The 26,834-nt window shown below is 61.1% G+C and carries 19 protein-coding genes and 2 tRNA genes; 9 read left to right on the forward strand and 12 right to left on the reverse strand.

Annotation, left to right across the window (positions count from 1 at the left end):
- Nucleotides 1-145: 145 nt before the first annotated feature.
- Both AB4P90_RS23275 and AB4P90_RS23280 read left to right on the forward strand, forming a co-directional pair.
- On the forward strand, nt 146-1,861 hold the full coding sequence (locus AB4P90_RS23275; RefSeq protein ID WP_014719772.1) for a proline--tRNA ligase: 1,716 nt from the start codon (nt 146-148) through the stop codon (nt 1,859-1,861).
- 20 nt (nt 1,862-1,881) lie between these two features.
- Nucleotides 1,882-2,835 (forward strand): hypothetical protein, encoded by a 954-nt coding sequence (locus AB4P90_RS23280; protein ID WP_395605403.1) that lies wholly within the window; start codon nt 1,882-1,884, stop codon nt 2,833-2,835.
- A gap of 129 nt (nt 2,836-2,964) precedes the next feature.
- On the opposite strand, the gene dinB is transcribed toward AB4P90_RS23280, so the two are convergent.
- A complete protein-coding gene (gene dinB / locus AB4P90_RS23285) occupies nt 2,965-4,023 on the reverse strand; it encodes a DNA polymerase IV (protein WP_014719774.1) in 1,059 nt (352 codons plus the stop codon).
- Nucleotides 4,024-4,301: 278 nt separating this feature from the next.
- Between dinB and AB4P90_RS23290 the strand changes: the two genes are divergently transcribed.
- From AB4P90_RS23290 to AB4P90_RS23305, 4 genes are all read left to right on the forward strand, one after another.
- Nucleotides 4,302-4,378 (forward strand) — tRNA-Met (locus AB4P90_RS23290).
- Between the two features lie 166 nt (nt 4,379-4,544).
- Nucleotides 4,545-4,621, forward strand: a tRNA-Met gene (locus tag AB4P90_RS23295).
- Between the two features lie 280 nt (nt 4,622-4,901).
- Nucleotides 4,902-7,544 (forward strand): bifunctional lysylphosphatidylglycerol flippase/synthetase MprF, encoded by a 2,643-nt coding sequence (mprF, locus tag AB4P90_RS23300; RefSeq protein WP_014719775.1) that lies wholly within the window; start codon nt 4,902-4,904, stop codon nt 7,542-7,544.
- Nucleotides 7,544-8,824, forward strand: coding sequence for a virulence factor family protein (locus tag AB4P90_RS23305; protein WP_395605404.1), 1,281 nt, complete (start codon nt 7,544-7,546; stop codon nt 8,822-8,824). Before mprF ends, AB4P90_RS23305 begins: the two co-directional genes overlap by 1 nt.
- A 135-nt stretch (nt 8,825-8,959) precedes the next feature.
- Here the strand turns inward: AB4P90_RS23305 and recJ are convergent, their stop codons facing one another.
- Both recJ and AB4P90_RS23315 read right to left on the reverse strand, forming a co-directional pair.
- On the reverse strand, nt 8,960-10,669 hold the full coding sequence (gene recJ / locus AB4P90_RS23310) for a single-stranded-DNA-specific exonuclease RecJ (RefSeq protein WP_014719777.1): 1,710 nt from the start codon (nt 10,667-10,669) through the stop codon (nt 8,960-8,962).
- A 157-nt stretch (nt 10,670-10,826) separates the two neighbouring features.
- Nucleotides 10,827-11,369, reverse strand: a complete 543-nt coding sequence (locus tag AB4P90_RS23315) for a YaeQ family protein (protein WP_395605405.1) — start codon at nt 11,367-11,369, stop codon at nt 10,827-10,829.
- A 137-nt stretch (nt 11,370-11,506) separates the two neighbouring features.
- Between AB4P90_RS23315 and AB4P90_RS23320 the strand changes: the two genes are divergently transcribed.
- Complete coding sequence (locus AB4P90_RS23320) at nt 11,507-12,706, forward strand: CaiB/BaiF CoA-transferase family protein (RefSeq protein WP_038451405.1); 1,200 nt, start codon at nt 11,507-11,509, stop codon at nt 12,704-12,706.
- A gap of 172 nt (nt 12,707-12,878) precedes the next feature.
- Here the strand turns inward: AB4P90_RS23320 and AB4P90_RS23325 are convergent, their stop codons facing one another.
- Nucleotides 12,879-13,163 carry a DUF3509 domain-containing protein gene (locus AB4P90_RS23325; RefSeq protein ID WP_020301357.1) on the reverse strand — a complete coding sequence of 95 codons (285 nt, stop codon included), beginning with the start codon at nt 13,161-13,163 and terminating at the stop codon, nt 12,879-12,881.
- 207 nt (nt 13,164-13,370) lie between these two features.
- On the opposite strand from AB4P90_RS23325, the gene AB4P90_RS23330 reads away from it, so the two are divergent.
- Complete coding sequence (locus AB4P90_RS23330) at nt 13,371-14,033, forward strand: response regulator transcription factor (protein WP_003193955.1); 663 nt, start codon at nt 13,371-13,373, stop codon at nt 14,031-14,033.
- On the opposite strand, the gene AB4P90_RS23335 is transcribed toward AB4P90_RS23330, so the two are convergent.
- From AB4P90_RS23335 to xerD, 6 genes are all read right to left on the reverse strand, one after another.
- Entirely contained in the window at nt 14,002-15,246 is a 1,245-nt protein-coding gene (locus tag AB4P90_RS23335) for an EAL domain-containing protein (protein ID WP_395605406.1), read from the reverse strand. The genes AB4P90_RS23330 and AB4P90_RS23335 overlap by 32 nt on opposite strands.
- 276 nt (nt 15,247-15,522) lie before the next feature.
- Nucleotides 15,523-19,095, reverse strand: a complete 3,573-nt coding sequence (locus AB4P90_RS23340; protein ID WP_395606111.1) for a transporter substrate-binding domain-containing protein — start codon at nt 19,093-19,095, stop codon at nt 15,523-15,525.
- Nucleotides 19,096-19,359: 264 nt separating this feature from the next.
- Entirely contained in the window at nt 19,360-20,769 is a 1,410-nt protein-coding gene (gene thrC / locus AB4P90_RS23345) for a threonine synthase (protein WP_014719782.1), read from the reverse strand.
- Nucleotides 20,770-20,836: 67 nt separating this feature from the next.
- Entirely contained in the window at nt 20,837-22,141 is a 1,305-nt protein-coding gene (locus AB4P90_RS23350; RefSeq protein ID WP_005791086.1) for a homoserine dehydrogenase, read from the reverse strand.
- Between the two features lie 128 nt (nt 22,142-22,269).
- Nucleotides 22,270-23,001 (reverse strand): thioredoxin fold domain-containing protein, encoded by a 732-nt coding sequence (locus AB4P90_RS23355; RefSeq protein WP_005791088.1) that lies wholly within the window; start codon nt 22,999-23,001, stop codon nt 22,270-22,272.
- Nucleotides 23,002-23,149: 148 nt separating this feature from the next.
- The gene (gene xerD / locus AB4P90_RS23360; protein ID WP_020301360.1) at nt 23,150-24,046 is read right to left on the reverse strand and encodes a site-specific tyrosine recombinase XerD; all 897 of its coding nucleotides are present in this window, start codon (nt 24,044-24,046) and stop codon (nt 23,150-23,152) included.
- A 107-nt stretch (nt 24,047-24,153) separates the two neighbouring features.
- Between xerD and AB4P90_RS23365 the strand changes: the two genes are divergently transcribed.
- On the forward strand, nt 24,154-25,962 hold the full coding sequence (locus tag AB4P90_RS23365; protein ID WP_014719784.1) for a sodium:proton antiporter: 1,809 nt from the start codon (nt 24,154-24,156) through the stop codon (nt 25,960-25,962).
- On the opposite strand, the gene AB4P90_RS23370 is transcribed toward AB4P90_RS23365, so the two are convergent.
- Both AB4P90_RS23370 and rplS read right to left on the reverse strand, forming a co-directional pair.
- Nucleotides 25,963-26,376, reverse strand: coding sequence for an acyl-CoA thioesterase (locus AB4P90_RS23370; RefSeq protein ID WP_003193963.1), 414 nt, complete (start codon nt 26,374-26,376; stop codon nt 25,963-25,965). It lies immediately after the preceding gene.
- 82 nt (nt 26,377-26,458) lie between these two features.
- Complete coding sequence (gene rplS, locus AB4P90_RS23375) at nt 26,459-26,809, reverse strand: 50S ribosomal protein L19 (protein ID WP_003175895.1); 351 nt, start codon at nt 26,807-26,809, stop codon at nt 26,459-26,461.
- Nucleotides 26,810-26,834: the final 25 nt, after the last annotated feature.

Here is a 26,834-nt window from a genome sequence, read left to right on the forward strand (position 1 = left end):
CAGCGCCGCTATCGCAGGCAAGCCAGCTCCCACACAAGCGACCGTTACGACAGATACGCCCCGCCACCTCACGCCTGTACTCCGGCGACAAGCGCCCGTACAATCCCAAGTCATTTCAAGTCCAAGCAACCGACAACGGCCTACCATGCGTACCAGTCAATATTTGCTCGCCACACAGAAAGAAACGCCTTCCGACGCGGTTGTAATCAGCCATCAGTTGATGCTGCGCGCCGGTATGATCCGCAAACTGGCCTCGGGCCTGTACACCTGGTTGCCCATGGGCTTGAAGGTGATGCGCAAGGTCGAAGCCATCGTTCGTGAAGAAATGAACGCTGCCGGCTCTCTGGAAGTGTTGATGCCGAGCACCCAACCGGCTGAGTTGTGGCAGGAATCCGGGCGCTGGGAAGAGTACGGCCCTGAGTTGCTGCGCTTCAAAGACCGTCATGGCCGCGATTTCTGCGCCGGCCCGACGCACGAAGAAGTCATCACCGACCTGATGCGCAACGAGTTGAGCAGCTATAAGCAGTTGCCGCTCAACCTGTATCAGATCCAGACCAAGTTTCGTGACGAGATCCGCCCACGCTTCGGCCTGATGCGTGGCCGCGAGTTCATCATGAAGGACGCCTATTCGTTCCACGCCGACCAGGCTTCCCTGCAAGCGACCTACGACCGCATGCACCAGGCCTACTGCAACGTGTTCACGCGCCTGGGCCTGAAGTTCCGCCCGGTTGAAGCGGACAACGGCTCCATCGGCGGTGCCGGCTCCCACGAATTCCACGTGCTGGCCGAGTCTGGCGAAGACGATATCGTGTTCAGCAACGGTTCCGACTACGCGGCGAACATCGAGAAGGCCGAAGCCATACCACGTGAAACCTCGCGCCCTGCTCCCACCGAGGAGCTGCGCCTGGTCGACACGCCAGACACCAAGACCATCGCGGCCCTGGTGGAGAAATTCAATCTGCCGATTGAAAAGACTATCAAGACCCTGATCGTGCGCGCCGAAGAAGAAGGCAAGCTGATCGCCCTGGTGATCCGTGGTGACCACGAGCTCAACGAAATCAAGGCCGCTAACCAGCCTGGCGTAGCCAGCCCGCTGGTCATGGCCACCGATGCCGAACTGCGCGACGCCATTGGCGCCGGTGCCGGCTCCCTCGGCCCGCTGAACCTGCCACTGCCGATCATCATCGACCGTTCCGTTGAGCTGATGAGCGACTTCGGTATCGGCGCCAACATCGACGACAAGCACTACTTCGGCGTGAACTGGGAGCGTGACCTGCCGGTTCCGACCGTGGCCGACCTGCGCAACGTCGTGGCCGGCGACCCGAGCCCGGATGGCAAGGGCACCCTGGAGATCAAGCGCGGCATCGAAGTCGGGCACATCTTCCAGCTGGGCAACAAGTACAGCAAGGCGATGAAGTGCGAAGTACTGGGTGAGAACGGCAAGCCGATCACCCTGGACATGGGCTGCTACGGCATTGGCGTATCCCGCGTGGTGGCCGCTGCCATCGAGCAGAACAACGACGAGAAAGGCATCATCTGGAGTGACGCGCTGGCGCCGTTCCAGGTGGCCCTGGTGCCATTGCGCTATGAAACCGAGCAAGTACGCGAAGCCACCGACAAACTGTACGCGCAACTCACCGCCGCCGGTTTTGAAGTGCTGCTCGATGATCGGGACAAGAAAACCAGCCCGGGCATCAAGTTCGCCGACATGGAACTGATTGGCATCCCGCACCGGATCGTGGTCAGTGACCGCGGCCTGGCGGATGGCAATCTGGAATACAAGAGCCGGACCGAAGCCGAAGCCCAACCGTTGCCGGTGGCTGAGGTGCTGTCTTTCCTCCAGGCGCGTATTCGTCGCTGAAAACCAGATCAAGAGAAGTCATGTTCAAGCGAAACACCAGAGCCCTGGGGGGCGCCGCCTTGTGCGGCGCCCTGCTGGTCAGCGGCTGCGCCAATCAGATGTCGCAACGCAGTGAACACGAGGAGCGGATCGAGCGTAAGTTGCTCGACCACAGCCTGCAGATCGATGTAGGCGAGCCTAAAGTGCTGGAGCTGCCGCAACGCCGGCTTCGCATTCATGAGCAGAAGACCTTCGAGGTCACCGAATTCGAAGTCACCCGTCGTTACGACCGCTACACACCCTACCAGCCCTGGCGCAAACTCTATGAGATGCCCCTGGGTGCCGTGGCGCTGGTGGCGGGCGTGGGTGCTAACGTGGTGAATATCTTCGCCCTCGGCAACCTGCCCACGAGTGTGACCCATGACTGGTTGAGCTATGGCGTGGACGGCATCAACCCGTTCATGAACGTGCAATCCCACGGCCGTGCGCAACAGAACCTGGCGGCCATCGATGAAGTCCAGCGTGACAAGCGCCTGGAGTATTCGAGCCTGCCCTGGAGCGAGCGCCCGGTGCAAGTCACCGCCGGCAAGCAGACCCACGAGCTGACCACCGACCGTAACGGCATACTGCGCCTTAACCTGTTGGACAGCCCCTTTGCCGAGCAGGACCTGAACCGCGTCACCACGCTGAAAATCACTGTGGCGGATGGCCAGGACGACGTGCATACCGACTCGACCCTGGCGGTCAGCAACACGCTGCGCAGCAAGCTGCTCGAAGCCCATGCCCTGATCTATGACGACCTGGAAGATGACGAAGTGAACCAGTGGGTACACCGGGTCAAACGCTTGTCGGAGCTGGGCCTGGAAGAAGAAGCCAGCGAGCTGGAACAAAGCCTGATTGAACTGACGCGCAATGATCCGGAGTTGCAGCAGGAGTTTGTGCAGGCGTTGACCAAGGATGGGGGGCGGTTAGTCGCCGATCCTGGCGCACGCTGATCGTGCAATACCTGTGAAGATCAAACTGTGGGAGCTGGCTTGCCTGCGATAGCGGTGTATCAGTTAAAGCATTCTTGACTGACACACGGCTATCGCAAGCAAGCCAGCTCCCACATTTGTTTCGGGTTTTTACCAGGAAAACTCGAGCTGTTCGTTGCCGCCGCTCAGGTCCAGCAACCGTACGCCTATCCCCAGCAACCGCACCGGCTTGCCCCCGCGATTGAACGCCTGGGTCATCAACTGTTCATAACTCTCCAGATCCCGTCCTGCCCCGGCCTGCTCCAGCGTCGTCTGGGTAAAGTCATGAAACTTCACTTTCACGAACGGCTTGCCCGCCCGGTAGCTGCTGTCGATACGCGCCATGCGCCCGGCCAGGGTCTCCATCAGCTCCGGCAGTTTCGCCAGGCAGCTTGAAAGATCCGGCAAGTCCACATCGTAGGTGTTTTCCACGCTAATCGATTGCCGACGGCTGTCGTTTTGCACCACACGGTCATCAATTCCACGGGCCAGGCTCCAGAGGCGCTCGCCAAAACTGCCGAATTCGCGCACCAGCGCCAGTTTGTTCCAGTCGCGCAATTGCAGGCAGTCTTCGATGCCCAGGCGCGCCAGCTTGTCAGCGGTGACCTTGCCCACGCCATGCAGCTTGCTGACACGCAACTGCGAGACAAAGTCTTCAACCTGATCCGGCGTGATCACAAACAAGCCGTTGGGCTTTTTCCAGTCGCTGGCGATCTTGGCCAAAAACTTGTTGGGCGCCACGCCGGCAGACACAGTGATATGCAACTGGTTGGAGACCCGGCGCCGAATGTCCTGGGCAATACGCGTGGCGCTGCCGCCAAAATGCGGGCTGTCAGACACATCAAGGTAAGCCTCATCCAGCGACAACGGCTCGATCAAGTCGGTGTAGTCGCGGAAGATCAGTTGGATTTCTTTCGACGCTTCTTTATAGGCATCCATGCGCGGCTTAACAATGGTCAAGTCCGGGCAGAGCTTCAAGGCATGACGTGACGACATCGCCGAACGCACCCCATACGCTCGCGCCTCGTAGTTGCAGGTAGCGATCACCCCCCGCCGGTCCGCCGAACCGCCCACCGCCAAGGGCTTTTGCGCCAGGCTCGGGTCGTCACGCATCTCGATGGCGGCGTAGAAGCAATCACAGTCAACGTGGATGATTTTGCGCTGCGTCATATAAACGGGGTGTGAACCAACGGGTGGCCAGTATCGCATTCACACCTGTATATAGCACCAGTAGTTTGATTCTTCCTTCCAAGTGGTAGGAAGTTTCCTTGATGAATTTATTTTTTCAATCGAATTCGGGCTTCCGATAGAGCTGAAAGCCATGGCCTGACTGGCCCAGAGCACTTCACGCCCCCTCTTTGGAGAGCTAACCGATTGAACCACAAGCGCTTTTGTTTGATTCACAGGTTGACACACTCGCGTTCCTCTGTAGAATGCCGACACACAGACGCGGGATGGAGCAGTCTGGTAGCTCGTCGGGCTCATAACCCGAAGGTCGTCGGTTCAAATCCGGCTCCCGCAACCAAACATCAAAAAAGGCTACTCGAAAGAGTGGCCTTTTTTGTGCGCGCTTGTTTTTGCCTGCACAATGCAGCCAACACCTTGATTTCAGAATAATTAGCGCTTATTTCAGCGATCAGCTCATTAACGGTTGACACCCCGCCGCCGGGCTGTAGAATGCCGCCCACAGACGCGGGATGGAGCAGTCTGGTAGCTCGTCGGGCTCATAACCCGAAGGTCGTCGGTTCAAATCCGGCTCCCGCAACCAAACATCAAAAAAGGCTACTCGAAAGAGTGGCCTTTTTTGTATCTGACGAAAAAGTTCTTCTGAAACAATGACATGGCATCTTTCATGAAACCGTAGACGGTTTGCAGAGTCCATCTCATTGCACGCTATGCTCAATGCTCAAGCGCTACCCCTCTACGACCAATGGCCGCAGTCGCCGCGCCCGGTGATCCGCGTTAATATTTGTAATTATTTTGTCCATAGGGATTGGTAACTTGGCTGGATACCTCCATCCTGTCGCGCACAATCCACGAGGTGATTGATGCGCGCCAACTCGTCTGAACCACAAGACACCGTTACAGCAGAACAACCGATCACTCCCACCCGTTTGCGGTGGCTGGACCTGTTGAGCAAATACCGCCAGCCCATCGGCCTGGCCGTGACGCTTCTGCTGTTTGCAATCGCCCTGATCGCCTGCCGGCACCTGCTGCTGGAGCTGGACCTCTACGCCCTGCACGATTCGATCCTGGAAGTGCCCAAGCCGGCCCTATTGGGGGCCTTCGCGGCGGCGGTCGCCGGTTTTGTAATCCTGCTCGGCTATGAGTTCTCCGGCGCGCGTTATGCCGGCGTGCAATTGCCCGCCAAGACCCTGGCCCTGGGTGGTTTCACCGCCTTTGCTATCGGCAACGCCATTGGCTTGTCGATGCTCTCGGGGGGGTCGGTGCGTTACCGTTTATATGCACGCCATGGCATCGGCGCCTCGGAAGTGGCGCACATGACCGTATTCGCCAGCCTGGCCCTGGGCTGTGCCCTGCCGCCGCTGGCCGCGCTGGCCACGTTGAGCAACTTGCCGGCCGCCTCCACTTACCTGCATTTATCGCAAAGCCTGCTCGGCGGCATTGCCGGCGCCGTGCTGCTGTTGTCGGCCCTGCTGTGCATCGGCATCTATCGCCGCCGCCTGCCGGAACAGCCCTACCCCGACAACCTGCTGGTCAAGGCCGGGCGCCGTACCCTGCGCCTGCCTGGCCGACGCCTGACTTTCCTGCAACTGATCATCACCGCACTGGACGTCGCCGCAGCCGCTACCGTGCTGTATCTGCTGTTGCCGGAAGCGCCGCCCTTCGGCCCGTTCCTGTTGGTGTACCTGCTGGCCCTGGCCGCCGGTGTGCTCAGCCATGTGCCGGGCGGCGTGGGGGTATTCGAAGCGATCCTGCTGGCGGCCTTTGCCGACAAACTTGGTGCCGCGCCCCTGGCTGCTGCCTTGCTGCTGTACCGCATGATCTACGTGGTGCTGCCGCTGCTGATCGCCTGTGTATTCCTGCTGGTCAACGAGGCCCAGCGCCTGTTCCAGACCCAGCAAAGTCTGCGGGTAGCGTCGGGGCTGGCAGCGCCAGTATTGGCCGTCCTGGTTTTTTTGTCCGGCGTGGTCCTGCTGTTTTCCGGCGCCACGCCAGAGATCGACTCACGCCTGGAAAACATCGGCTTCCTGATTCCCCATCGTCTGATTGACGCGTCGCACTTCGGTGCCAGCCTGATCGGTGTGTTGTGCCTGTTGCTCGCCCAAGGCCTGCGCCGGCGGTTGTCGGCCGCCTGGATGCTGACCATGGTGTTGCTGCTGGTTGGCGCCCTGCTTTCGCTGCTTAAAGGCTTCGACTGGGAAGAAGCCAGCCTGATGACCATGACCGCAGTGCTGCTGGCCATCTTCCGGCGCTCGTTCTACCGCGCCAGTCGCCTGACCGAGTTGCCGTTTTCGCCGCTGTACCTGGTGGCCAGTGTCTGTGTGCTCGGCGCTTCGATCTGGCTGTTGCTGTTTGCCTACCAGGACGTGCCCTACAGCCACCAACTCTGGTGGCAGTTCACCCTCGACGCCAACGCCCCACGTGGTTTGCGTTCGCTGCTCGGCGCCGCCGTGTTGCTGGTGATCGTGTCGCTGACCTGGCTGCTGCGCACGGCACGCCCGGTCATCCACCTGCCGACCCCGGAAGAACTGGAGCGCGCCAGCAAGATCCTGATGGCCTCGTCCCAACCCGACGGCGGCCTGGCGCTCACCGGCGACAAGGCGCTGCTGTTTCACCCTAACGATGAAGCCTTCCTGATGTATGCCCGTCGCGGGCGTAGCCTGGTGGCCTTGTACGACCCGATCGGCCCGACCCAACCGCGCGCCGAGATGATCTGGCAGTTCCGCGACCTGTGCGACATCCACCACGCCCGTCCGGTGTTCTATCAGGTACGCGCCGAGAACCTGCCGTATTACATGGACATCGGCCTCACCGCGATCAAACTGGGTGAAGAAGCCCGCGTCGACCTGAAACGCTTTGACCTGGAAGCCAAGGGCAAAGAAATGAAGGATTTGCGCTACACCTGGAACCGTGGCACCCGGGACGGCCTGTCCCTGGAAATCTGCGAACCGGGCAAGGCGCCGATGGATGAATTAAAAGTCATCTCCGACGCCTGGCTTACAGGTAAGAATGTGCGGGAAAAGGGCTTCTCCCTGGGCCGTTTCAGCGATGACTACCTCAAGCACTTTCGTATCGCGATCATTCGCTTCGAAGGGCGCCCGGTGGCCTTCGCCAATCTGCTCGAAACCTATAATCATGACCTGGCCAGCCTCGACCTGATGCGTGCCCACCCGGACGCGCCCAAGTTGACCATGGAGTTCATGATGGTGGGCCTGATTCAACACTATAAGAGCCACGACTACGCGCGCTTCAGCCTCGGCATGGTGCCGTTGTCGGGCTTGCAACCGCGCCGTGGCGCACCGCTGACCCAGCGCCTGGGCTCGATGGTGTTCCGCCGTGGCGAGCAACTGTATAACTTCCAAGGTTTGCGCCGCTTCAAAGACAAGTTCCAGCCCGACTGGGAACCCCGTTACATGGCCGTGCCCGCAGGACTGGATCCGCTGGTGGCATTGGCCGATACCGCCGCCCTGATTGCGGGCGGCTTGACTGGATTGGTGAAACGCTGATGATTCGACGCTCCTGGCGGTATGTATTGGCTTTAGTGGTGCTGCTTGCGCTGATCGCGGCGGGTGGCTTCTGGTACTGGAACCGCCCCGCCCCGCAACCGACCCTGGAGCACTTGCCCCAGGCCGACGGTTCGGTAATGACCCGCGTAACCCCGGCCAGCAACGCAAAAGCCCGCGTGGCCGTGGCGGTGATGGCCGACGAAACCCTGACCGACGGCCAACTGATTGCCCTGAGCCAGGGCGGTGCTGCGCAACTGGTTCAGGTGGTGCTGCCCAAGGATGACTGCGCACTGCAGGAAAAAGCCCTGCAAGGCGCCCTGGCCCAGCTCAAAGGCCCGGCAACTCTGGTCAGCGGCATCGGCCCTGGCGCCGCACTCGCCTGGCGCTGGCTGGCCACCCAGAACGACGACAAGGCCAACGCCATCTCCGTGGGCTTCGCCCTGAAACAGGAAGGCTGCAACGACCCGCTGCCGAAAACCGCCGCCCATGGCAGCTGGCTGGTGGCGTGGAACGATAACCCCGACGATGAAAGCGCCAGTTTCGTACGTGACACACCGCGCGCTACTACCAGCATCAGCGACTACGACATTCATTACCCACAGGTGCTGAATAACGAACTGCGCAAGCAACTGGTCGGTTCGGACAATGGCGGCCTGGCGATTCCAGTGGTAGAAGTGCCTGCCGGCCAAGCCAAGGACACCGTGACCCTATTCCTCTCCGGTGACGGCGGCTGGCGCGACCTGGACCGCGACGTGGCGGGCGAGATGGCGAAGATCGGCTACCCGGTGGTGGGCATCGACACCCTGCGCTACTACTGGCAGCACAAGACGCCGGAGCAAAGCGCCAAGGACCTCACCGAGCTGATGCAACACTACCGGCAAAAGTGGGGCACCAAGCGCTTCGTGCTGACCGGTTACTCGTTCGGCGCCGACGTATTGCCGGCCATCTACAACCGTATGCCAGAGAACGAACAGCAACGGGTGGACGCGATCATCCTGCTGGCCTTCGCCCGTACCGGCAGCTTTGAAATCGAAGTGGAAGGCTGGCTGGGCAACGCCGGCAAAGAAGCCGCCACCGGCCCGGAAATGGCCAAGCTGCCGCCTGAGAAAGTCGTGTGCATCTACGGCGCCGAAGAAGTCGACGAGAGTGGCTGCACCGACAAGACCGCCGTGGGCGAAGCCATGAAGCTGCCGGGCGGGCATCACTTCGATGAGAACTACCCGGCGCTGGCCAAGCGGTTGGTGGATATTATCGTCAAGCATCAGGCCAAAGCCGAATAACTCCAGCTTAACCTAAGACCCAATGTGGGAGCGGGCTTGCCCGCGATAGCGCTGGCTCAGTCACAGTAGCGTTGACTGACACTCCGTCATCGCGGGCAAGCCCGCTCCCACAGTGGTACGTGGTGTTGATGAAAACTAGCGCGGTTCGATGTGCGCAATCATCAGTTGCACCGTCTCATTGCCACGAAATTCATTCACATCCAGCTTGTAGGCCAATTCCACCCAACGCACCGTCGGGTTTGGCCACACTTCGCGGTCCACACCAAAGGCGATGCCATCGAGCTTCACCGACCCGCACTCGCTCTTGAGCACCACTTTCAAATGCCGCTCGCCCACCACCCGCTGCTCCACCAACTGGAATACCCCGTGAAACAACGGCTCGGGAAAGTGCTGCCCCCACGGGCCGGCATGGCGCAGGGCGCGGGCCAGTTCCAGGTGAAATTCTTCCACCGCCAGGGTGCCGTCTGAAAGCAGGCGGCCGGTGAGGTCTTCTTCGCGCAGTTGCCGGCGCACTTCGGCATCGAAGGCTTGCGCAAACAACGGGAAGTTGGCCTCGGGCAAGGTCAGCCCCGCCGCCATGGCGTGGCCGCCGTACTTGGTGATCAGGTTGGGGTGCTGGCTGGCGACGACCGCCAGCGCATCGCGGATATGAAAGCCTTGCACCGAGCGTCCAGAGCCCTTGAGCAGGCCATCACCGGCATCGGCGAAGGCGATGGTCGGGCGGAAATAACGCTCCTTCATGCGTGACGCGAGGATCCCGATCACCCCTTGGTGCCACTCCGGGTCAAACAGGCACAGACCGTACGGCATCGACTCCACCGGCAGGTCCTTGAGCTGGGCCAGGGCCTCGCGTTGCATGCCTTGCTCGATGGATTTACGGTCCTGGTTCATGCCGTCCAGTTGCGCGGCCATTTCCCGTGCGGCGGCGAAGTCCGTGGTAAGCAAGCATTCAATGCCCAGGCTCATGTCATCCAGGCGTCCGGCCGCGTTCAGACGCGGGCCGAGGATGAAACCCAGGTCGGTGGAGGTGATACGCGCATGATCACGCTTGGCCACTTCCAGGATCGCCTTGATCCCCGGCCGCGCCCGACCGGCCCGAATACGCTCCAGCCCCTGGTGCACGAGGATGCGGTTGTTGGCGTCCAGCGGCACCACGTCAGCGACGCTGCCCAGGGCCACCAGATCAAGCAGTTCACCGATGTTCGGCTGGGGCTTGTTGTCATACCAACCCAGGCTGCGCAACCGTGCACGCAGGGCCATCAATACATAGAAGATCACGCCGACGCCGGCCAGGGCCTTGCTGGGAAATGTGCAGCCCGGCTGGTTAGGATTGACGATGGCGTCAGCGGCCGGCAGTTCATCGCCGGGCAAGTGGTGGTCGGTCACCAGCACCTGCAACCCCGCCGCTTTCGCCGCCGCCACGCCTTCGACGCTGGAGATACCGTTGTCCACCGTGATCAGCAACTGCGGCTCACGCTCCAGCGCCACCGCGACGATTTCCGGGGTCAGGCCGTAGCCGTATTCGAAGCGGTTGGGCACCAGGTAATCGACATGGGCCGCGCCAAGCAAACGCAGGCCCAGGGTGCCCACGGTACTCGCCGTGGCGCCATCGGCGTCGAAGTCACCGACGATCAGGATGCGCTGGCGTTGCTCCAGGGCCGTCACCAGCAAGTCCACCGCCGCATCGATGCCCTTGAGCTGCTGATAGGGAATCAACCGCGCCAGGCTCTTGTCCAGCTCGGCCTCCGACTGCACCCCGCGTGCGGCGTAAAGGCGGGTCAACAGCGGCGGCAGTTCACCGAGAAAAGGCAGGACGGCGGGCAATGGGCGGGGATCGATACGCATGGGGTGACGGGAGCTTCTCTTCTAATACATCGGTTAAACACAGATAGTGAACGCAGCAGAGATCAAGTGTGGGCGCTGGCTTGCCTGCGATGCATACGACTCGGTACATCAGACACACCGAGTGGATGCCCTCGCAGGCAAGCCAGCTCCCACCTTTTCAACCGCGCTCGCCGACCAGCCATTGCAGTTGCACTTCATGCTGGCCACGGTCATCGGTCACAAAGATCGTGCCTTCGCTGACCATCACGTCCCACTTGATCACCCGCGGCATGTCCTTGGCCAGGGTCTCCAAGACTTCCTGGGGCACGGCAGCGATGTGCACGTTTTTCAGGTTGTTGGCCACCGGCACCACCTTGCCTTCCCACACGCGCAGGCTGCCATAGGCCAGCAGGCTGGTGCGTTCGGTGCGACGCGAGCACCAGGTCAGGCGGTCGGCATCTGGCTGGCCGACTTCGATCCAGTGCAAAACCCGATCATCCAGGCTTTTTTCCCACAGGGCCGGTTCGTCTACATCCGACAGGCCACGCCCGAACGCCAACTGCTCGTTGTACCAGAGGGCGTAGGCCAGCAGGCGCACGGTCATGCGCTCTTCGGTTTCCGAAGGGTGGCGGGCGATGGTCTGTTTGACGCTCTCGTACACCGAGCGGTCGAGGTCGGTGAGGTTGAGTTCGAATTTGTAGGTCGTGGACGGCTGGGCCATGAACGGGCTTCTAAAGACAAGGAAAGGCGGCCAGTCTAACCGATGGCGAGGGCATTGAACGAATACTGCGCTGCATCCGGGCGGCTCGCCTATGTTAAAAAGCAGGACATCATCGTCCCGCGCTCGTAAGGATCCCCATGTCGCTCACTGCCAAACCACTTGCCGGCCTGAAAGTCATCGAACTGGGCACTTTGATCGCCGGCCCGTTTGCCTCACGCATTTGCGCTGAATTCGGCGCCGAGGTGATCAAGGTCGAATCCCCGGACGGCGGCGACCCGCTGCGCAAATGGCGCAAGCTGTATGAAGGTACTTCGCTGTGGTGGTTCGTGCAGGCGCGCAACAAGCAGTCGCTGACGCTCAACCTCAAGCACCCTGAGGGGCTGGCGATCCTCAAGCAACTGTTGGCCGACGCCGACATCCTGATCGAAAACTTCCGCCCAGGCGTGCTGGAGAAACTCGGCCTGAGCTGGGAAACCCTGCACGCCCTCAACCCCAAGTTGGTGATGGTGCGCCTCTCGGGCTTCGGCCAGACGGGCCCGATGAAGGACCAGCCGGGGTTTGGCGCGGTGGGCGAGTCCATGGGCGGCTTGCGCTATATCACCGGCTTCGAGGACCGCCCGCCCGTGCGCACCGGTATCTCCATCGGCGACTCGATTGCCGCGTTGTGGGCAGTGATCGGCGCGCTGATGGCGCTGCGTCACCGCGAAGTCAACGGCGGCCTGGGCCAAGTGGTGGATGTGGCGCTGTATGAAGCCATCTTCGCCATGATGGAAAGCATGATCCCCGAGTTCGATGTGTTCGGGTTTATCCGTGAGCGCACCGGCAACATCATGCCCGGCATCACCCCGTCCTCGATCCACACCACCGCAGACGGCAAGCATGTGCAGATCGGCGCCAATGGCGATGCAATCTTCAAGCGCTTCATGCGGGTGATCGGCCGTGACGATTTGGCGAACGACCCTGCACTGGCCAGCAATGACGGGCGTGACGCTCACCGCGATGAGCTGTACGGCGTGATTGATCGCTGGGTCAATTCGCTATCGCTCGACCAGGTGATTGAGCATCTGAACAAAGCCGAGGTGCCCGCCAGCCGCATCTACAGCGCCGAAGACATGCTGGGCGACCCGCAATTCCTGGCCCGGGAAATGTTCCTCAAGGCGCAGTTGCCGGGCGGCAAGGACTTCAAGATGCCCGGCATCGTGCCCAAGCTCTCGGACACACCGGGCAGTTGCGAATGGGTGGGGCCGCAACTGGGTGAACACAACAGCCTGGTGCTCAATGCCTTGGGCTACGACGCGGCGGCTATCACTCGCCTGCGCGAGGATGGCGCGATCTGACAAATCCCAGGCAAAAAGAAACCCCGAGCAGTGGGGAGACAACTCGGGGTTAAACGTGGTCTACAAAAAGACCCGCACAGCAAGCGACAAACACCGGAGCACAATGCCTGCTCTTGCTGTTACAAACTCTGACTGACCACCTTGTAGGAAGGTTCCGAAGAAAAATAATGTTTCATGCCAGTGCGCCGCCACGGGTTTGGGAGGCGTTGCGCAAGGCAGCGATGACTGAAGGTTCCAGGCGCCCTTCGGCGATTTTCAGGTCGCGGAGCAGGCAATCCACCACATCCACCAGCGCGCGCTTGTCGCTCAATTGCGCACGATCGACTTCACGTTCAACCACGATGGCGCCACCGGGGTTCTTCACGGTTACCAGGCAGTCGTCGCGCATACCGGCAGAGGTCAGCGTAACCTGATAAGGGCTCAGTGCTTGGCTGAGCAATAGGTTGATACTTTCCATCTCGATCACCACTCAATCATTCGAAAAAGGTTCGAAAAACAAAAATGTCACGAAGAGGCTGACATTCAAGTGACCCGTGCTCAAAGCAGAAAGTTCTACCTTTTGTGTAATCCACTGCTTGAGGAAAACGAGCATGCACGGAAAAGATGACAGAGAAAAAACAACGGCGCACAGGCTAGAATCCCTGGATTGTCCCGGGAGCCTGCCTTGAGAGCTGCGTCTGAACCGCCCTTGCGTATCGTGATTGCCGACGATCACCCGATTTTCCTGATTGGCCTGCGCGCCGTGCTCGAGCGTGACACGCACATCAGCATCGTCGGCGAGGCCAATTCCCCCCAGGCCCTCAGTGCGTTGTTGCAACACTGTGCCTGCGATGTGGTGGTGACCGACTTCATGATGCCCGTCGAGCCCCAAGCCGACGGGTTGCGCTTGATCGAGCAACTGCGCCGGCACTATCCGCACCTGCCCATTGTGGTGGTGACCATGCTCAACAATGCCGGGTTGTTTCATTCCATCCTGGCGTTGGGCGTGATGGGCTTGCTGAGCAAGGCCAGCCTGGCCGATGAGCTGCCCCAGGCGATCCGCCAGGTTCGCCAGCAACGTACCTATGTGGCCCAGACCATCCGCCAGGCGCTGAGCCTGGCCGGGGAAGTCGGCGCTGATCGCCTGCACTCCCAGGAGCACCTGTCACCCCGGGAACTGGAGGTGATTCGCCTGTTGGCCAGTGGCATGACGGTGGGCGAGATCGCCGCGCACCTGCACCGCAGCAAGCAGACCGTCAGCGCGCAAAAAGTCAGCGCCATGCGCAAGCTGGGGCTGGTCAACGATGCCGCCCTGTTTATTTACGTGCAGGAACACGGGCTGGCCTAGCCTGGAACGCGATCCATTGCTTGAGCGTCTCGGCCTCCATCGGCCGGGCGATAAAGCAACCTTGCAGCCACGCCGCGCCCAGTTCGCCCACGGCGTGATAATCGGCGGCGGTTTCCACGCCGGTGACCACCACGGCGACATCCAGGCGCGCCGCCATGCTCATGGCGCCCGCCACCACAGCGGCCTTGCGATCATCATTGGCCATCCCACAGGCAAACACCGGGGGAATTTTCAGCTCGGTAAAAGGCAGTTCCAGCAAATGCTGCAGGCTGGTGCCGCCCATGCCGAAGTCGCCGATGGACAACTGGCAACCCAACATGCGCAAGCGCAGCAACCCAGTGACATGGGCGCTGTCGGTTTTCAGCGTCGAGGTTTCCACCAACTCCAGGGTCAGGCTATGGGCGGGCACACCATGAAGTTGCAGCAAACCTTGCAGCACCTGGGGGAAGTGCTCGCGCTCCAGCATACGCCCGGGAATGTTCACAGCTACCGGCAGCACTCGGCCGCTTTCGCCCATCACCTGGTTCGCCAGGCCAAGCGCCTGCTCCAGCACATGCCAGGTAAACGCCTCTTCCATGCCGGCAAACTCCAGCACTGGCAGGAACTCGTCAGGCAGCAATAGCTCACCGTCCTGCAACTGCCAACGCGCCAGCGCCTCCACCCCTTGCAACACACCGGCCTGACTGACGATGGGCTGGTACCAGACCCTGCCACAAGCTGCGATAGTCGCCTGGCTGACATCCGCCGAGGGCGGCAGTTGTTCCTGCTCGCTCAAGCTCAGCAGTTGACGGACGCGCTCCCAGGACAGCACCGCTGGCCCTGGACGCAAGTGCTCCTGACAATCGCTCAATACTTGCCCGATCAGCTTGGCCGAGGCCGGCTTGGGCAAGCACGCCAAGACCTTGAGCCCCAATTGGCGAGCCATGTTCGCCACGCCTTCCAGCACGTCGGGCTCGGCGTTGCTGAGCAGGATCAACACCTGGGCCAGGCGGCGTTCCGCCAACTCACGGATCAACGCCAGGCCATCGCCCTGCTCCAGGTACAGATCGCAGATGGCGATATCCACCGGGCCTTTGCTGTCCAGGGACTGGCGGGCAATTTCGACCGTTTCCGCGGCCCGCACATTGAACACACCGTTGGCATTGAGCATCTGGTGCAGGGCCATCAGTTGAAACGGGTTGTCTTCGAGGATCAGGACGTTCAGGGATCGCATGGGTAAGGGTGTCGGTACAGAGAAAGACCTGCACAGTAGCCATACGCTGCGCCGTGTCCCATAGGACGTGTCCTAAAAGCTTCTTTAAATGTGGGAGGGGCAAGCCTTGTCGGTCAAGCGCAGACCTCCTGTGGGAGCTGGCTTGCCTGCGAAGGCGGTGTGTCAGTCGCTACATCTGTTACTGCACTACCGCTATCGCCGGCAAGCCAGCTCCCACATTTGATCTTCGTTGCCTTGAGCATTGCGTTCGCTTGGCTGATCGGCATACGGGCTGGGTTACGCATCCAGATAAGGTTGCAGGTCGCGACGAAACGCCTTGAGCACCTCGGACAAGCGCAACCAGGGTTCTTCAAGCTCGGCGCCGCGCTGTTCACGGGCGCATTGCTCAAGGGCGACACAGGCCTTGGCCAGTGGCAGTGCGTCCACCAGCGAGCAAATGCCCTTGAGCCGGTGCAGCGATGCATTCAAGCGTGCCACGTCGCGCTCGGCCAGGGCACCCGCCAACACCTCGTGTTCGTGGTCCAGGCTCTTGGCCAGTTCCTGCAACATGCTTTGCAGCACCGGGCCATCGGCCTGGGTCATGGTGCGCAGGGCCTCGATATCGAACGAACGCTGGGGTGCCAGGCGTGCCAGCACTTGGGTCCAGTGTTCCAAGGTCACCGGCTTGACCAGCAGTTCATCCATACCGGCGTCCTCGCAGCGGCGTTGTTCATCTTTCATGGCGTTCGCGGTGCAACCCACCAGCGCGCTACGAGGCCGTTGCTCCTCGGCTTCGAGGCGCCGTATCGCCGCACTCAAGGCATAACCGGACATGCCGGGCATCTGGCAATCGGTGACCAACACGTCAAAACGCTGCTCACGCCAGCGTTGCAACGCGGCCTCGGCCGACTCCAGGGCGACCACTTGATGACCGAGGAACTGCAACTGCTGCGCCAGCACCAGGCGGTTGGCCGCCAAATCATCCACCACCAGTATCGACAGGCTGTGCCCCGTCGGTGACAACGTCGCGGTGGGCGTTGCCGGCACATCATCGGTGCTGACCCGGTCCAGGCGCAGGTCAATGCACACCACCGTCCCCTCGCCCACCACGCTATCGAGGTGAATGCTGCCGCCCATCAATTCCACCAGTTGCTTGCAGATACTCAGGCCCAGCCCGGTGCCACCGTGTTGCGCAGCGGTCAAGGCGCTCACCTGAGTAAAAGGCTTGAACACCCGCGGCTGTTGCTCGGCGCTGATGCCCGGGCCACTGTCCTTGACGCACAGGTGCAGGTATTCGGTATCGGTCTCATCCCGTTGGCAAGTCACGCTGAGGTGAACCCCGCCCCGCTCGGTAAATTTGAGCGCATTGCCCAACAGGTTGTGCATCACCTGGCGTAACCGCAGCGGGTCGAACCAGTAATAACCCTGAGCAGCCGGATCAAACGCCAGGGTCAGGTGCAGGCCCTTCTTTTGCGCTGTGGCTTCGAACAGGCTCTGAATGCCCTCGAAAAAACGCTTCAACTCGGTGGTCTGTGGCGCCAGTTGCAGGTGGCCGGCCTCGATCTTGGCCAAGTCCAGGCTGTCGCCCATCAGCGCAATCAGCTCGCGCGCCGAACGATGGGCCACCTGCAGCGCCTCGGAAACCGGCTGGCCGCTTGCCAGGCAACGCTCTTGCTCCAGTTCGAGCAAGCCAATGATGGCAGTCATGGGAGTGCGAATCTCGTGGCTCAAGGCCGAGAGAAATGCACTTTTGGCGTAGTTCGCTTCGTCGGCGGCCTGGCGTGCGTCCATCAACTGGCGCTCCAGGTCTTTGCGTTCGTTGATATCGATCCAACCGCCCAACAACCCCTGCAGGCGGCCCTGGGCGTCAAAAAAAGGCACGGTCCACTGGTAGACGTGATAACTGCCGCCGTTGAGTTCCAATTGCCGGTCGACAAACAACGGCTGCTGCGTGGCCAATTGCTCCATGTGGCCTTCGTGCAGCCGCGCCGCTGTGGCGTCGGGCACGACCTTGCTCTCCATCAGCGTCAGGCCCTGGATCAGCTCCAGCCGGGTCGCCAATTGCTGTTCATAACTTTTATTGCAGGTCACCAGGCGCCCGTCCAGGTCGCGGACGAACAGCGGGTTGGGCATGCCGTCGAGCAGTGCGCGCTTGAACGCCAACTGGTCGTTGAGCCGTTGCTCGGCCTCCAGCCGTTGGCGAATCTGGCGCTTGAGCCGGCTGTTCCACACCAGCGACACCAACACAAACAGCAGCGCCGTGGCCACCGTCCAATAGGCCCATGGCGGTACGCGTTGCCAGGCCGGCAGCGGAATCGCCACGGCACCGATCCAACGCAGGCGCAACGCACTCAGCTCAGCCACCGGCAACGCCTCCAGGGCCTTGTTCAGAATGCTCAGCAGCTCAGGTTGGTCCTTGCGCACCGACAGGCAGTTGGACGACCACTTGCCATCGACACTGCGTCCGATACGCAGACCATCTTCCGGGTAACTCTGCACTTCCACTTCAGTTTGAATGGTAGCGGCCTCCTCGCCCCGTCGTACCAGCTCACGGGCCTGGTTGTAATTGTCTACCAGGCGCAAGGTGATGTTCGGATGCGCATGGCGAATATCATTTTCCAATACATGACGTGCCGGCAGCGCCAGCACCTTGCCGTCCAACTGCTTCAAGCCCGTCAGGGGCGAGGCATCGGCACGTTCGATAAACACCCAGCCGGACCCACCATACCCATGGCTGAAGTTGAGCACTGTGCTGCGCTCGCGGTTAACGGCCAGGGTCGTGTTCATCTGCGCCCTGCCCGTTTCCAGCCATTCCAGGGTTTGCGCGGTGGAGTGCACCTCTTCAAAGACAAATTGCAAACCGGTCATGCGCGTGATGCGATGCAACAAATCCACATTCAAGCCAACCCAGTGGCCATCCTTATCCTTGAATATATACGGAGACATCTGCTGGGCCACCACCACGACATGGGGATGCTCACGCACCCAGGCCTGTTCCGACGCCGACAACGCAATGCGCTCACCACTGATACCGACGCCGAGCCCGGTGGTCCAGCGCGCGAGAATTTCGCGCTGCACCGACTCGTCGAGGCTTGCCAGCGCGCGATTCATCATGGCCCCCAGCAACGGATCTGCCTGGCGGGTGGCGAAGGCAAAACCGATGGGCGCCAGCCGGCTCTGCTCCTTGATCTGCAACCCCAGGTAAGGCCGCAGCGATTTATAGGCGCGCACAATCACTTCGTTGCCGATAAACGCATCGACGTCACCTTGCTTCAAGGCTTCGAGGCCGCTGTAGAGGTTGGGGGCGAGCATGATGTGGCTGTCGGGATACGCCGCGTGAACCTTCTGCACGTTGGCGTAGCCGTCGAGCAACACCAGCTTCTTGCCAGCCAGATCGTCGCCTTGGGTATCGTCGCGACGCAGCACCACCACCGAGCGGTCGGGCATGTAGTCCGGGGTGAATTGCAGGCCAGGTACGTCACGCTCGTAACCATTGGCACTGGTGAGAATGTCGATGGTGCCGTTGCGCAGCGCTTCGACCGCCTGGGCGCGCTCGGAGAAGCCCAGCACTTGCATGGGCACACCCAGCCGCGCGCCAACCAGGCTCAAATAATCGGCGCTGATGCCCTGGTAGCGATTGCGGTCGCGGGTGATATCGATCGGCTGGTAGTCATCTATCGAGATACCCACTTTGAGTGTCCGATGCGCCGCCAACCACTGCTGCTCCGTTGGCGCCAGCGGCATAGGTTCAAGCGGGATAAACGCCGGGACCAGTTTGAACGGCAGGCTGACGGCGGCCAGGCTCATGGGCACCTGGATGAGCCACAACAGGCACACCAGCTTCAACGTCCATTGGATCAACACCTGCACCGGTTGGGTTTCCTTGATTGGGCGACTGGGCAAGTATGGCTCGCCAGAATGAAAAAGCCCGTCACGAGGACGGGCTTGGCCGACTGCAAAAAGCTGAATGCATACCTGTAGCAGCCTGATATCCGCCTCAGGGTCAGCGGGTGAGTTAGCTGAATATGGGAGCCGGGCTTGCCCGCGATGCAGACGCCTGGGTATTCAGTCGTACCGAGGCGCCTACATCGCAGGCAAGCCAGCTCCCACACAAACCCGCTACCCCATTCTTGATTAGAGCGGTTTGCCCCGATTGCCATGCTGGCTGACAAACGCCTGCACTGTCTTCAGGTCATTGGCCAATACGGTGCAGCGCTCTTCGCGCTCGAACAGGTCGGTCAAATGCTCCGGCAACTCCAGGGCCTTGCCAATGCCGGCTTTCTCGACCGCTTCCGGGAACTTGACCGGGTGCGCGGTACCGAGGATCACCATTGGAATATCCAGGCTGCGGCGGCATTCGCGGGCGGCTTTCACGCCGATAGCCGTGTGCGGGTCGAGCACTTCGCCGGTTTCGGCATAGACCTGCGCGATGGTTTCGCAGGTCTGCGCATCGTCCACGGCCAGGGAATCGAACAGCTTGCGGGTTTCGGTCCAGCGCTCTTGCTCGACGCTGAAACCGCCACCTTGCTTGAAGCTGTTCATCAACTCGGCCAGGGCTGCGCCGTTGCGACCGTGCATGTCGAACAGCAAGCGTTCGAAGTTCGACGAGACCATGATGTCCATGGACGGCGACAGCGTGGCGTGCAGGGTTTCCTTCACATACTGGTTGCCGCTCATGAAGCGATGCAGGATGTCGTTGCGGTTGGTGGCGACGATCAACTGGTTGATCGGCAGGCCCATGTTGCGTGCCAGGTAACCGGCGAAGATGTCGCCGAAGTTGCCGGTCGGCACCGAGAACGACACCGAACGCGCCGGGCCGCCCAACTGCAGCGATGCATGGAAGTAGTAGACGATCTGGGCCATGATCCGCGCCCAGTTGATCGAGTTCACCGCCACCAGACGCGTGCCCTTGAGGAAGCTCTGGTCAGCGAAGCTGTTCTTGACCATTTCCTGGCAGTCGTCGAAGTTGCCTTCGATGGCGATGTTGTGAATGTTCTCACCGAAGATGGTGGTCATCTGCCGACGTTGCACCTCCGACACGCGCTTGTGCGGGTGCAGGATGAAGATATCGACGTTTTCGCAGTGCTTGCACCCTTCGATGGCCGCCGAGCCGGTGTCGCCGGAGGTAGCGCCGATGATCACCACGCGCTCGCCGCGCTTTTCCAGCACGTAGTCGAGCAGGCGACCGAGCAGTTGCAGGGCAAAGTCCTTGAACGCCAGGGTCGGGCCGTGGAACAGCTCCAGTACCCACTCGTTGCCGTTCAACTGGCGCAGAGGTGCGATGGCGCTATGGGCAAACACGCCGTACGTCTCTTCCAGGATCTTTTTAAAATCCGCATCCGGAATGCTGCCGGTGACGAACGGGCGCATCACTCGGAAAGCCAGCTCGTGATACGGCAGGCCGGCCCAGGAGGCGATTTCTTCCTGGGTGAAGCGTGGCAGGTTTTCCGGCACATACAGGCCGCCGTCGGTGGCAAGGCCTGCCAGCAGAACGTCCTCGAAATTCAGGGCCGGTGCCTGGCCGCGGGTGCTGATGTAACGCATGACTGGCTCCTCTAAAACATTCTCGAACAGGGGCCGCCGAATGGACGGGGCCCCTGGAACAAATCGGTTAGTTCAAGTGTTCGACGCGAATCCGCACCACCGGGCCGACCACGCCTTGCAAGGCTTCCAGGGCATGGATGGCATCGTTGATGTGCTGTTCGAGCACGCGGTGGGTCAGCAGGATCATCGGCACCTGGCCGTTTTGCTCCTCGACTTCCTTCTGCATGATCGACTCGATGTTGATACCGCGCTCCGACAGGATGCTGGCCACCTGGGCCAGCACGCCTGGATGGTCCTGGGCCTGGATGCGCAGGTAGTAGGCACTTTCGCAGGCTTCGATCGGCAGGATCGGGTGGGCCGACAGCGAGTCCGGCTGGAAGGCCAGGTGCGGCACGCGGTTTTCCGGGTCGCTGGTCATGGCGCGAACCACGTCCACCAGGTCGGCGATCACAGACGACGCGGTCGGCTCCATGCCGGCACCGGCGCCGTAGAACAGGGTGGAACCGGCGGCGTCACCGTTGACCATCACCGCGTTCATCACGCCATTGACGTTGGCGATCAGGCGGTCGGCCGGGATCAGCGTCGGGTGCACCCGCAATTCGATACCGGCCGGGGTGCTGCGCGCTACGCCCAGGTGCTTGATGCGGTAGCCCAGGGCTTCGGCGTAGTTCACGTCGGCGGTGGTCAGCTTGGTGATGCCTTCGGTGTAGGCCTTGTCGAATTGCAGCGGGATACCAAAAGCGATGGACGCCAGGATGGTCAGCTTGTGGGCCGCGTCGATGCCTTCCACGTCGAAGGTCGGGTCGGCTTCGGCGTAACCCAGGGCCTGGGCTTCGGCCAGCACGTCTTCGAAGGTACGGCCCTTCTCGCGCATTTCGGTGAGGATGAAGTTACCGGTGCCGTTGATGATGCCGGCCACCCAGTTGATGCGGTTGGCGGACAGGCCTTCGCGGATTGCCTTGATCACCGGGATACCACCGGCCACCGCGGCTTCGAACGCCACGATCACGCCTTTCTCGCGGGCCTTGGCGAAGATCTCGTTGCCGTGCACGGCGATCAGCGCCTTGTTGGCGGTGACCACGTGCTTGCCGTGCTCAATGGCCTTGAGCACCAACTCGCGGGCCACGGTGTAGCCGCCAACCAGTTCGATGACGATATCGATCTCAGGGTTGGTGGCCACGGCGAACACATCGTTGGTAATCGCAATACCGGTCGTTTCGAACTGAGGCTTTGGCGAACGCGTGGCAATCTGCGCCACTTCAATCCCGCGACCTGCGCGGCGGGAAATTTCTTCAGCGTTACGCTGAAGTACGTTGAAGGTACCGCCACCGACGGTCCCTAACCCACAGATGCCTACTTTGACCGGTTTCACTGAAGAACTCCCCATGAAACGGCCGACGCTAGGTCGGCCGTGAAAACAGCCGCACAACTGCGGCTCTCAATTAATGACTCGCCGACGGTTCGGCGGGCCATGATCGTCAAAGGCTCAACGATAAATGCTTACTTGGCACCCAGTGCCAGTTTGGCAACTTGCGGCGCCGGCTGGTAGCCCGGAATCACCTGGCCGTCGGCCAAAACGATGGCCGGTGTACCGTTCACACCAATGGACTGGCCCAGGGCGAACTGCTTGGAAACCGGGTTGGCGCATTTGGCCGATTTGATTTCCTTGCCGTCGACCATCTTGTCCATGGCCGCCTTTTTGTCGGCCGAACACCATACGGCTTGCAACTGCTCGTCACCCGGCGAACCCAGGCCCTGGCGCGGGAACGCGACGTAGCGCACTTCCACGCCCAGCTTGTTCAACGCCGGAATTTCGGCGTGCAGCTTGTGGCAGTACGGGCAGGTGGTGTCGGTGAACACGGTGATGTGGGTCTTGGTCTCGCCGATGGCCGGGTACACCACGGTTTCAGCCACCGGGATACCGTTGATCAGCTTGGACACACCCAGGCGCTCGGCCTTCTCGGTCAGGTTGACCGGCTTGCCGTCCTTGAGCTGGAACAGGTAGCCCTGGACGATGTACTGGCCATCGGCACTGGCGTACAGCACACGGCTGCCCTTGAGCTTGACTTCATACAGGCCGGCCATGGGGCTAGCGCTGATGCTTTCGATCGGGGTATCGAGCGCCAGGTTGGCCAGGCTCTTGCGAATGGTCTGCTCGGCCGCATCATCGGCGACCGCAAAGGTGGAAACCAACGCAATGGCTGCGGCGGCAATAATCTGGGTCAAGCGCATGGGAACTCCTGAAGGCAGAGGCAGGGACGGGAGCAGAATACTGATCTGGACCACAATGGATGCCGTCCCCTTTGCGAACCGGCAAAGCCTACCACAGTTGGGCGGGAGGGCAGACCGCGACAGGTAAAATGGGCCATTTCTGACGGTTTTATCCGCGCGGGTGATGCTTGGCGTGCATATCCTGCAAACGTGCGCGCGCCACATGGGTGTAGATCTGGGTTGTGGATAAGTCGCTGTGGCCGAGCAGCATCTGTACCACGCGCAAATCCGCGCCGTGGTTGAGCAAGTGGGTGGCGAAGGCATGGCGCAAGGTGTGGGGTGACAGCGCCTTGCCGATCCCGGCCACTTTGGCCTGGTGCTTGATGCGGTGCCAGAAGGTCTGGCGGGTCATCTGCTCGCCGCGCTGGCTGGGGAACAGCACGTCGCTGGGGCGCCCACCGAGCAGTTCGTGGCGCGCATCGCGCATGTAGCGCTCGACCCACACAATCGCCTCCTCGCCCATGGGCACCAGCCGCTCCTTGCTGCCCTTGCCCATCACGCGCAACACGCCCTGGCGCAGGTTGACCTGCTCCAGCGTCAGGCTGATCAGTTCGGTGACGCGCAGGCCGCAGGCATACAGCACCTCAAGCATGGCGCGGTCGCGCTGGCCGATGGCCTCGCTCAGGTCCGGGGCCGCGAGCAAGGCATCGACGTCGGCTTCCGACAAGGATTTGGGCAACGGCCTGCCGAGTTGCGGCATGTCGATTTGCAGGGTCGGGTCGACGGCAATGAGTTTTTCCCGCAGCAGGTAGCGATAAAAGCCACGCACGCCGGAGAGGAATCGCGCAGTGGAGCGCGGTTTGTAGTTCTGCTCCAGGCGCCAGGCCAGGTGATCGAGGATCAACTCGCGCCCGGCATTGATCAGTTCGAGGTTTTTCTCCTGCAGCCAGCCGTTGAACAGCGCCAGGTCGCTGCGGTACGCCTGGCGTGTGTTGTCCGACAGGCCTTTTTCCAACCAGAGGGCGTCGAGGAAGCGGTCGATCAGGGGATGGTCAATGGCAGGCATGGGCACTCAAGCGACTTAGCACAAGGCAATACGCGTATTATTTAAGGAACTGTGACAAGAGCCATTAGTCTTTCATAGCCCGCTATTTCAAGGAACAGGAAGCTTTAATGAACGAACAACAGATTTTGTTGGCTTTTGGCGGCATTGGCGTGGCCGCACTCGGCTGCCAGTGGCTGGCCTGGCGCCTGAAACTGCCGGCGATTCTGTTTCTTCTGCTGAGCGGGATTCTGGCAGGGCCGATACTCGGATGGCTCGACCCGCAGGAAATGTTCGGCCCTCTGTTGATGCCATTGGTGTCGTTGGCAGTGGCGCTGATCCTGTTTGAGGGCAGCCTGACCCTGCACCTGTCGGAATGGAAGGAAATCGGCAGCGTCGTCCACCGGCTGGTCACCGTCGGCGCACTCTCGACCTGGGCGGTGATCACCCTGGCCACCCACTGGCTGCTGGGTTTCGACTGGATGCTGGCACTGCTGTTCGGCACCCTGACACTGGTCACCGGCCCAACCGTGATCGTGCCCATGTTGCGTGTGGTGCGCCCCAAAGCGTCCATCGCCAATATCCTGCGCTGGGAAGGCATCGTCATCGACCCGATTGGCGCACTGCTGGCGGTAGTGGTGTATAGCTTTATCATCGCCAGTGCGTCGGGCGATGGTTTGAGCCACAGCCTGCTGACCTTCGGCGGCGTCATCCTCTGCGGCAGCCTGTTCGGCATCGCCGGTGGCTGGGTACTGGGGCAGATCATGCGCCGCCAGTGGTTGCCGGAATACCTGCATAACCTGGCGACACTGGCGGGCGTGCTGGGTATCTTCATCGCTTCCAACCAGGTGATGCATGAGTCCGGCCTGCTGGCGGTCACGCTGATGGGCATGTGGATGGCGAACATGAAAGGCGTGGATGTACGGCACATCCTGCACTTCAAGGAAAACCTCAGCGTGTTGCTGATTTCCGGGCTGTTTATCCTGCTGGCGGCACGCCTGGACCTGAACGCCATGATCGCCCTGGGGCCGTTCGTGTTGATCCTGCTGTTGATCATCCAATTCATTGCACGCCCGTTGAACGTGGCGCTTTCGACCTTTGGCTCGGGGTTGAACTGGCGCGAGCGCGCACTGCTGGCCTGGATCGCCCCACGGGGCATTGTGGCGGCGGCGGTGTCAGCGATCTTTGCGATCCGCCTGGATGAGGCTGGCCACGAAGGCGCGTTGTTGCTGGTGCCGCTGACCTTCGCGGTGATCATCGGCACCGTGGTGCTGCAAAGCGCCACGGCACGCCCCTTGGCCCGCCTGCTCAAAGTCGCTGAGCCGGCGCCTAGCGGCTTCTTGATCGTGGGTGCGAACGGCCCGGCGCGAGCACTCGGCAAGGCGTTGCAGCAATTGGGCAGCCGCGTGTTGCTGACGGATTCCAGCTGGGAAAACATCCGCGCCAGTCGTATGGAAGGCTTGCCTACGTACTTCGGCAACCCGGCCTCCCAGCATGCCGAATCCCATCTGGACCTGGTCGGCCTGGGGCACCTGCTCGCCCTCTCGCCTTCTGGCGAACTGAATGCCTTGGCCACCATGCGTTTTCGCCATGACTTCGGCCATCGCCTGTTCGCCCTGGCCAGCAGCCAGGAAAACCGTCGCACCGACAAGCACAAGGCCAGTCATGAACACCGCGGACACTTGCTGGGCAGCCAACCCTTGAGCTACACCAAATTGGCCAGCCTGCTGGGCCAAGGCGCCGAGTTGTACAGCACCAGCCTCACCGACGGCTTTGGCTGGGAGCAGTACCAGGCGTTGCACGGCGAGCGCGCCACCTTGCTGTTTGCCAGGGACACCAGCGGCTGGGTGCACGTGGTCTCGCCCGAGAGCAATTTGAAGCCCGTAGCGGGCTGGACCTTGCTGGCGGTCATTCAACCGCAGGCCAGCACCGCCGAGTAATCAGTCAACAAAGCCAGGCAGTACTGGGACAGGGCGTTTATCTGCGTCAATCGCGACAAAGCTGAATACGCCCTGGATCGCCTTTTCACGGCCATCAGCGCTCATGCTCTCGACGAACACTTCAACTTCGACCTTGAGGCTGGTGTTGCCGACCTTGATCACCCGACCGATCAGCTCAACGATAGAGCCAGCCGGGATCGCATGGTTGAAGTCGATACGGTCGGTGGAGACCGTCACCAAAGGTAAGCGACAGAAACGCGTGGCGGTGATGAACGACACTTCGTCCATCCAGGCCAGGGCAGTGCCGCCGAACAGCGTGTTGTGATGGTTGGTGGTGGGCGGGAACACGGCCTTGGTCACGTGGGTGACGGACAGGTCGGTGCGGCGCTGGATTTCTTCGAGGCGGGTGGTCATGGGTCAATACCGGCAGATAGGCAAATTTCAGGCACAAAAAAGCAGCCCGTAGGCTGCTTTTTTCTGCATCGGGAAGCTGGACTTAAGCCAGTTTTTCCTTGATGCGAGCTGCTTTACCGGACAGGTCACGCAGGTAGTACAGCTTGGCTTTACGTACGTCACCGCGACGCTTGACGGCCATGCTGTCGATTTGCGGGCTGTAGGTCTGGAAAGTACGCTCTACGCCAACACCGTTGGAGATTTTACGAACAGTGAAAGCACTGTTCACACCACGGTTACGCTTGGCGATTACCACGCCTTCGAACGCTTGCAGACGCGAACGGTCGCCTTCCTTCACTTTCACCTGAACGACAATGGTGTCGCCCGGGGCAAAGGTAGGGATCTCTTTGGTCATCTGCTCTGCTTCGAGTGCAAGGATGATTTTGTTAGTCATGCTGTGCTCCTAAGGTAAGTCAATG

It is taken from the genome of Pseudomonas sp. B16120 (genome assembly GCF_044218845.1).
Taxonomy (GTDB): domain Bacteria; phylum Pseudomonadota; class Gammaproteobacteria; order Pseudomonadales; family Pseudomonadaceae; genus Aquipseudomonas; species Aquipseudomonas paracarnis.